The organism is Stenotrophomonas sp. STEN018, from assembly GCF_056760235.1.
Genome location: NZ_JBRREK010000103.1, coordinates 1 through 6,771 on the forward strand (window position 1 = coordinate 1; position 6,771 = coordinate 6,771).

Below are 6,771 nucleotides of genomic sequence, written 5' to 3' on the forward strand. Positions count from 1 at the left end.
CAACTGCGCCACGCTTGAACTCTGCACTGAACTTCCTTCGCTTCGACATGAACACTCCTCAAGGCCTCGGTCGGCCTTCTCGTAAGTGTCCGTGATAACGGGGGTGAACCCGAAACGGATGGCCGCTGAGACGGCACGGGCTGAGGAAAGTTGAGCGGGAAGCGACCCAGTTCAGAGAAAATGGACAGCCACTCCTCATGCTCAAGCCATCGCCAAGAACGGGCTACGAAGTAGTTCTCCCACACGTGCTCGTAGTATCCGTGAGCATTCAAGAAGCCTCCTTCAACAGCCATGATGTAGTCCTTGATGGCGTCTACGTCTTCCGCAGGGAGACCCGACACCCTCGCCATCGCTTGGTCGAATACGGCGTTGTAGCAATCGAACACGTCATCGCTTGGCGTGATTTCGAGAGCCTTGTAGTCAGCCTCTTGCGGCACCTGGCCTTGAGGAACGTCAGGAGGCCTTGTCCCCAGAAGTGACTTCAGAAAGCCAACGATCCCCATAGCTCCCCCCCCTAAGCCTTCAGCCTACTTGTACCGCTCTTCTTGCGTTCCTTCCAGGTCTCCACAACAAACAAACACAGTGAGTGCGCGGAGTGGACAACTAGTCGAGCATGGCGCGGAGCGACCTTATACGTGCGCTTGTGCTGCCCGTGGGCACTACCCGCATGAGTCCGGAAGGCGCCGATGCCATCAATGATAGAGCTGAGCCCTGCAAGAACTCGCTTTAGATCATCGTCTTCCAACTGCTCTGGCGACAGCTTCAGGTGCTTAGCAACCACTACCCAAAGCGGCTTAACGGTCTGGCTTGACGGCAGTTCCAGGCCCTCCGTAGCGATGTAATGCTTGCACAGCGCCTCAACAATCGCACATGCCGCTGTCACAGCAGAAGCGGGGTCGCTCTCCACAGAGCGAAGTGCCCTCTCAAATTCCTCTTCGACTTCGGCCACAGAGAATTCTTTTAGCGCATCGGCGAACGCTCGGCTGGGCGCGGTTACGCTCTGCGCACTCAAAATCCTTCCGCCAAACGCGTAGCTCAGTTGGTAGCGAGCGAGGGCCTCGTTGATGCGCTTGCGAGCCGTGAGCTCGCGGTCGGGGTCCCAACGCGATACCTCGCCGTCCATGAGTGTCTCGATGAATTTCCCAAGGATAGTGAGCGACTTGGAAGGGTCATCCTTTCCCTCTCTCACAAACCACTCTGTCACTTTTCGAACGCAGCTACCTTCCGGTGGATCGCCAGATGCACCGGCCTCATACATCATGTTTTCAAGTGTCTGGTGATGCTGAGTGTGGTTGCCCACCACATCACCGATGACGGACGCCAGCGGGCGAGGAAAGTCTTTCAGCATTGCGAATCTCTGTCAGTAGACTGGCGGCAGGGCAAGCAGCTTGGCTTGCCCGTAGAGCATGAAGGCACTGCCCAGCGCGTAAACAAGCCATCCATACGCAGGTCGAACAAATGCAGTTAGTATCAGTCCGAAGAGCATGGGAAGCGCCGTAATCCCCAGATAGTAGGCCCACGTGAAAGGCAATCGGTCCAGCGATGCTGGTAACTCTTGGAACCGCACCAGAAGTCCGAAAGCTAACCAAGAGGCCAGCGGTCCGACGAACAGAAGCGCCAGTCCGTTCAACAGTCGGCAGCGGCGCGACACCTTGCTATGCGGCATAGCCACCTCCATGGTTGATCAGAAGGACGGTGCTGCTTTCTGCTTGCGCTCGTATTCCTCTTCGATAAAGGCGGTGGCCTTCGGCGTAAACACCGAGATGTAGCCGAAATCAATCCTGGAAACCATGCCGGAGAACTTGACTTCAAGCGCCGGGGTCTTCCAGACCGCTTCATGAGATCGGAATGATGCACCCATGCGGTTTTCCATCGCCTCTTCTTTAAGAGACGTGGGCTTGCCGAACTTCGTTTGAAGCGCGCGAAGAATGCTGTCCTGGTGCTCGTATCCGTTTGTGGTGGCCTGCACGCCCTCCACTACTCCATCAATAATGATTAGCGTGGAGTCCGTGCCAACACCGAGCGGCGTCTTGCCATCGCTGGTCACGAAGTCGATTTTGAAGCTGCTGTCCTTGTCCAGCGTCTCGCCCGGCTTGCCTTTAAGGATGCTGCGTTTCCAGCAGGGCCGAATCGGCTGATCGAAGACGAAGGTGTAGCGCGCGAGATAGCCCTCCCCGGTGAACTGGCACTCAGGCATGTCGAACTTTGCCCCAAGCTCAATACCCATGAAATCTGTCGCATGCGCGAGTGCAGGAGCCATCAACGCTGCGAATACGCTTGCCATCACCTTCTTCTTCATTGTGAAATCCCCTGTTGAATTTTTCTGATACTTCTATCGAACCAAGAGCCGATTGGCATCCGTGTCACATCGGAACCCCCATCTCGTTCCCCTTCTCAACGAACACCTCGCCCGCCGCTTCAATCAGCGTCATGTCCAAGTTGTTAAAGGGGTAGAAGCCCGCATTCGTGTGAGCCTCTGACAACGCGGTTCCAAGGCAGGCCAGCAGCGCAAACCGATTTGGGTCTCCCTCACTGCTCAGGGAGAGCGCCCTGGACAGCACGATAGCGGTTACCGAAATTTTGTGGGGTCTCTGACCAAACTTGCCGTTGAATACATGCGGTCGCTCATCCCACGCCGCTTGAACAATAGCGTTCGCATAGCTCGCCGGATTTCCGGTGAAGTAGCCGATTCTCTGTTGTTGCTCCAAAAGATTTTGGACGCAAACGGCTGCTTCGCTCTTCTTGAAGTTGTCTTTGATGCCGCTGAACAATCCCATTTATCGCCCTCAGGTTCCCGAGCCGCTTTCCGGCATTCCGTTGAAAACAGACCAGTCGTCATTCGAGACCGCATTGATGATCTGGTGATACGTCAGCGGAGTGGCTGACGACAGGTTCCACGCCCAAGTCACCGCGTCCTGAATCTTTGCCGCCTTTGCCAACGAAATCTGTCCAGTGGTCGCCGCCAGAACGAAGCCCTGGCGCACCTCTTCGTCCTCCATAAGGGCTTTGAGTTCGTCAAGATAGAGATGGGCGAGCTTGAAATCGACCAAGCCGGGGGCTTTTTGCTTACCAAGCTGCTGATTCACGGCGTAGAGTTCTAGGACAAGAGGCCTCTCCAATTCGATACGTCGCAAGTTCTGCTGCGCATTCAAATGTCCTTGGGCCGCTGCGAGATCGAACCACTCTTCAGCCTGCGCAATATCCCGCTTGCAACCCAGTCCTTGGTAGTGGAGAACGCCCAAGTTGAACTGCGCGTTCGCGAACCCTTGCTCTGCGGACTTCCCATACCAATGGTGAGCTAGCTTGTAGTTTTTCTCGAAGTAGACACCCTTCCCATAACAGAAGCCAATTTCGTTCTGCGCCTCTGCTTCCCCGTCCTCAGCTCTACCCAAGAGCATCTGGAAGGCTTCGTCAGTTCTTTGCCGAGCGAGCGTGCTGGTGTCCATCAAACGGATATCGGGAACTTGCTCGACGGACTTCCCAGCAGCAATAACACTATCGACATCGTTCTGAATCCACTTCTCCACTGCTGCATGATCTTGAAGCGTAATCGTCGTGCCACCATCCCGCTCCCTCAGAAAGACGGCGTTCCATGCCTTCCCATCAATCATCACAGCAGCAGATGCCGCCTCGTGGTCGGAAACGGTGCAACCTTTGGAGATGGCGTATGACCTGGCAGCCTCATAGTAGAGTTCGGAGAACGTCGCCATGTCCTTCTTTGCAGCAATCATTGCCCGAATCCGGCCCTCCACAGCTCGCTCCTTCCGGGTGTGGCGCGAGGCGTAGATGTAGATGAGGTAGCCGATCAGAACCAGCCACAGAGGCGGGAAGAAGAAGCCAAGCACGAGCAGAGCCAGGATACCCAGAATCATGGGGCCAGCCCTTGCGCACCCGGGCCGGAGGCCGGAGACGCCCTTCCCCCTGGAAAGCTTGCCGGTGCTAGGCCGAGCCTCAGGCTCAGAAAAATGGTAGAGCGCACGAACTTCCCCTGTTCACTGATGACCGCTCCATTGTAAGCGGAGCGTGAAGCCAGTCACATGTCAGATTCAGGCATCCTCGCCCATTTCCGATGGCTCCTAGGAACGAATCTGGTCGAGGGGATTTACAACAAGATCAAGGTCATCAAGCGCGTCACCTACGGATACCGAGACGATGCCTATTTCCTCCTCAGAATCCGTGCAGCCTTGCCCAGAGTTGGGTGAAGAACTATAAAAAAGCCCCGCGTCAGCAGGGCCCTAGACTTCAGTACCCGTAGCCAGATCGACGCTGCTGCGTCCTCGGCTGGTTGTAGGGGCTACCGTATGGATTGCTCTGCGTCGGCTTGTAAGGATCTACAGTCCCGGACTTCCCGTTGTAGGGGTTGTAATTTCCTTGGGTGCTGTAGTTGTCCAGCTTGGTAGAGTTCGCATTGCTACGGCGGTGAGGCTGGACGTAAGTACCGTCCGAACGATAGTGCCCCTTCACCGAATGGCTCTGAGCCGAAACTGCGAAACAGGTAGCTAGAGCGACACCTGCAGCTAGCATGAGCAACAGCTTCTTCATTTCCTTCTCCTTGTATGGGGCATCAGTCCCCACAGCCTCGTGCCCCCCGCATAGGCTGCAGCCCCCTACTCTTTATTTTACCGGGGTGCCATCAGGAACGTCATACATGATGTCAGTGATCTCACTCACAAGACGGTGATCAAGCAAGAGAGTAATGATCACCTTTGCAGTCGCTGCAGTCGGAATTATTTTTCCAGCCTTATCGAAGGTTACGCCCCACTTCCGTTTCGTCGCAACGGTCTTGAGCGCCTTGAGATATTTGGGGTCAGAGTAAAGAGACTTCTCCTGAATGACCGCCATCCTCTTCAGGTGCGTACCGTTCTCACCGACATATTCCAACAATGGCGCCATATCAGTGAAGAGAGCGGAGAAAGACGGCTCCGCTTTGAGCTCGCCAAACGCCTGAACGTAACCAGCGCGATACTGCATCATTGACTCAAAGCCCCTCTTGTTCGACACCAGAAGAACATCGTCCAAGGCGAAGATGTCAAATCGCGGCTCAAGGGTGAACTCATCACCTGCTACAGCGGACAACTGTCCATTTTTAAAAATGGCATTAATCACATTTTTCTTTTTGTAGACAGGCTTCCAAGTCATCGGCGTGCGCCGCGTGGCGTAGAGGGTCTCCCCGTCCTTCACAAACTTCACCAGGTAGCCGACAGCGCCTTTGAGCTTCTTAAGATCATTAGTCGCATGGTCAGCCTCAGGCTCATCAACTAGGTCCTTTAGAACCTGAAAGTCGGTATCACCAACAGCAATAGTGAGGCATCCATCGTCGGTGGGCTGAGAGAGATGCCCATATGGAATCCATTCGTTAATTCGAGCCCTCTCATTTTCCGCAAACCCTTTGAGAGAATCCTCCAGGACTGGATCCGTCTTGATGTAGTAAGCCTTGAATTTCTTCGCACCAACGCTCTTCTTAAAAATCCAAAGGAACACTTTTGACCCAGCCAGGTCAAATCCTTTGAGGCTATTCAATGCCAAATCGCTCATGGGTCCCTCATCAAATATACTTCCTGAACATCCTCAATAAGCTGCTCGCCAGGCAGCAGCTTTCCCTGCTTCAGCGCGCGCACGGTCTTACGGACCCTGTTTCCCCCGACAACGATATCAACCTCATACAGTCGCCAGCCGAATGCAATCAATACGGGGTTCATCAGAATCTGCCCCGATCTATACGTAATCAAGAACAAGAGGACAAGAAATACGAAGAATCCCGCCAACTTCTGTGGATCTCCGTAACTCAACCCCATGAATGATACAACGTAGGGGAAAACATAATTAATCAGGTCATTCGGAACGGGCTTCGCGGACAGAACTTCAGCTTCAGTCTTCATTCGGACGGCCTTCATGGAATACATCGTCAGCCAAAGTGCGACTGATGTAACCACTATTGCTGCCAAGGATGCCCAAGGGTGCTCAAAGATCTGAAGTTCGCAATCAAACTGCCCTCCCCAACCACATATGGGTTCTCCCCACAGCGCTTTTTTGATGTCTTGCGCCGCTAGGACAAAGGCCATCGGGGCATATGACCCTAGAAAAAGCACTCCTGCTGACCACATCCGAAATTGCATTCCGGTATTTCCTTCTAGTCCACCCCTCTGTTGCCAAGCATAGACCGGCCTCGTCTCATCGACCGAGAACTCCGCCGGGTCAAGGACGCCAGCTAAAGATACCCATTGATTAGAGGCCCTCATAGATAGCGGCTCGCCTTCGGCGATCTTTAGGACGGCCCAATCCGAATAACTCCAGGCCGTAGCCTGCCCACATCATGGGGCGAACTTGGGGTAGCATCCGGGACACACCACAGGACACAAATCCGGTTTGTGGACGCCTCCGGAGCTAGGCGGGACGGTCAAGGTACTGTTTCCCCCTCTCTCCGCCAAATAAATGAAAAAGCCGTCCCTTGTGGACGGCTTTTTCATTTATTGGACGGAGAGCATGGGCGACGAGAGCCCCAATGGGTTCGACCGCCGGCGCAGCCGGTGGGACGGCGCAGCCGCCCGAAGGGTGAAGGTGCGAAGCACCGAATCAATCCCCCTCTCTCCGCCAGATAAAAAGAAAAAAGCCGTCCCTAGGGAAGGTCTGAACAATCAGCTCATACCCTTTGTTATGCAACGATTGAACTAGCGCAGTCGGCAGCCTGCATCAAATCGGTAACTTTCATGCCTAACTTCGCACAGCAGGACGGCATTTCCTGTCCTGCAGGCGCAATTACCCCATCTGCGG

At 54.5% G+C, this 6,771-nt stretch carries 9 protein-coding genes and 1 pseudogene; 1 reads left to right on the forward strand and 9 read right to left on the reverse strand.

What is annotated here, in order from left to right:
- The 6 genes from ACVOMB_RS20475 to ACVOMB_RS20500 form a co-directional block, all read right to left on the reverse strand.
- Positions 1 to 503 (reverse strand): hypothetical protein (locus tag ACVOMB_RS20475; protein ID WP_481532864.1); only part of this gene is annotated, 503 nt, incomplete at its 3' end.
- An 11-nt stretch (positions 504 to 514) separates the two neighbouring features.
- Complete coding sequence (locus tag ACVOMB_RS20480; protein ID WP_481532865.1) at positions 515 to 1,348, reverse strand: abortive infection family protein; 834 nt, start codon at positions 1,346 to 1,348, stop codon at positions 515 to 517.
- 12 nt (positions 1,349 to 1,360) lie between these two features.
- The gene (locus tag ACVOMB_RS20485; RefSeq protein ID WP_481532866.1) at positions 1,361 to 1,666 is read right to left on the reverse strand and encodes a hypothetical protein; all 306 of its coding nucleotides are present in this window, start codon (positions 1,664 to 1,666) and stop codon (positions 1,361 to 1,363) included.
- Between the two features lie 18 nt (positions 1,667 to 1,684).
- Complete coding sequence (locus ACVOMB_RS20490; RefSeq protein ID WP_481532867.1) at positions 1,685 to 2,299, reverse strand: hypothetical protein; 615 nt, start codon at positions 2,297 to 2,299, stop codon at positions 1,685 to 1,687.
- A 64-nt stretch (positions 2,300 to 2,363) separates the two neighbouring features.
- Positions 2,364 to 2,777, reverse strand: coding sequence for a hypothetical protein (locus ACVOMB_RS20495; protein WP_481532868.1), 414 nt, complete (start codon positions 2,775 to 2,777; stop codon positions 2,364 to 2,366).
- 9 nt (positions 2,778 to 2,786) lie between these two features.
- The gene (locus ACVOMB_RS20500) at positions 2,787 to 3,872 is read right to left on the reverse strand and encodes a tetratricopeptide repeat protein (protein WP_481532869.1); all 1,086 of its coding nucleotides are present in this window, start codon (positions 3,870 to 3,872) and stop codon (positions 2,787 to 2,789) included.
- A 177-nt stretch (positions 3,873 to 4,049) separates the two neighbouring features.
- Here ACVOMB_RS20500 and ACVOMB_RS20505 point away from each other — a divergent pair.
- Positions 4,050 to 4,202: pseudogene (locus tag ACVOMB_RS20505) on the forward strand (transposase); the annotation flags it as partial.
- Positions 4,203 to 4,242: 40 nt separating this feature from the next.
- On the opposite strand, the gene ACVOMB_RS20510 reads toward ACVOMB_RS20505, so the two are convergent.
- The 3 genes from ACVOMB_RS20510 to ACVOMB_RS20520 form a co-directional block, all read right to left on the reverse strand.
- A complete protein-coding gene (locus tag ACVOMB_RS20510) occupies positions 4,243 to 4,542 on the reverse strand; it encodes a hypothetical protein (protein WP_481532870.1) in 300 nt (99 codons plus the stop codon).
- Between the two features lie 72 nt (positions 4,543 to 4,614).
- Positions 4,615 to 5,535 carry a Kiwa anti-phage protein KwaB-like domain-containing protein gene (locus ACVOMB_RS20515; protein WP_481532871.1) on the reverse strand — a complete coding sequence of 307 codons (921 nt, stop codon included), beginning with the start codon at positions 5,533 to 5,535 and terminating at the stop codon, positions 4,615 to 4,617.
- Positions 5,532 to 6,116: a hypothetical protein gene (locus ACVOMB_RS20520; protein ID WP_481532872.1), complete on the reverse strand. Its 585-nt coding sequence runs from the start codon at positions 6,114 to 6,116 to the stop codon at positions 5,532 to 5,534. Before ACVOMB_RS20520 ends, ACVOMB_RS20515 begins: the two co-directional genes overlap by 4 nt.
- Between the last annotated feature and the right edge of the window lie 655 nt (positions 6,117 to 6,771).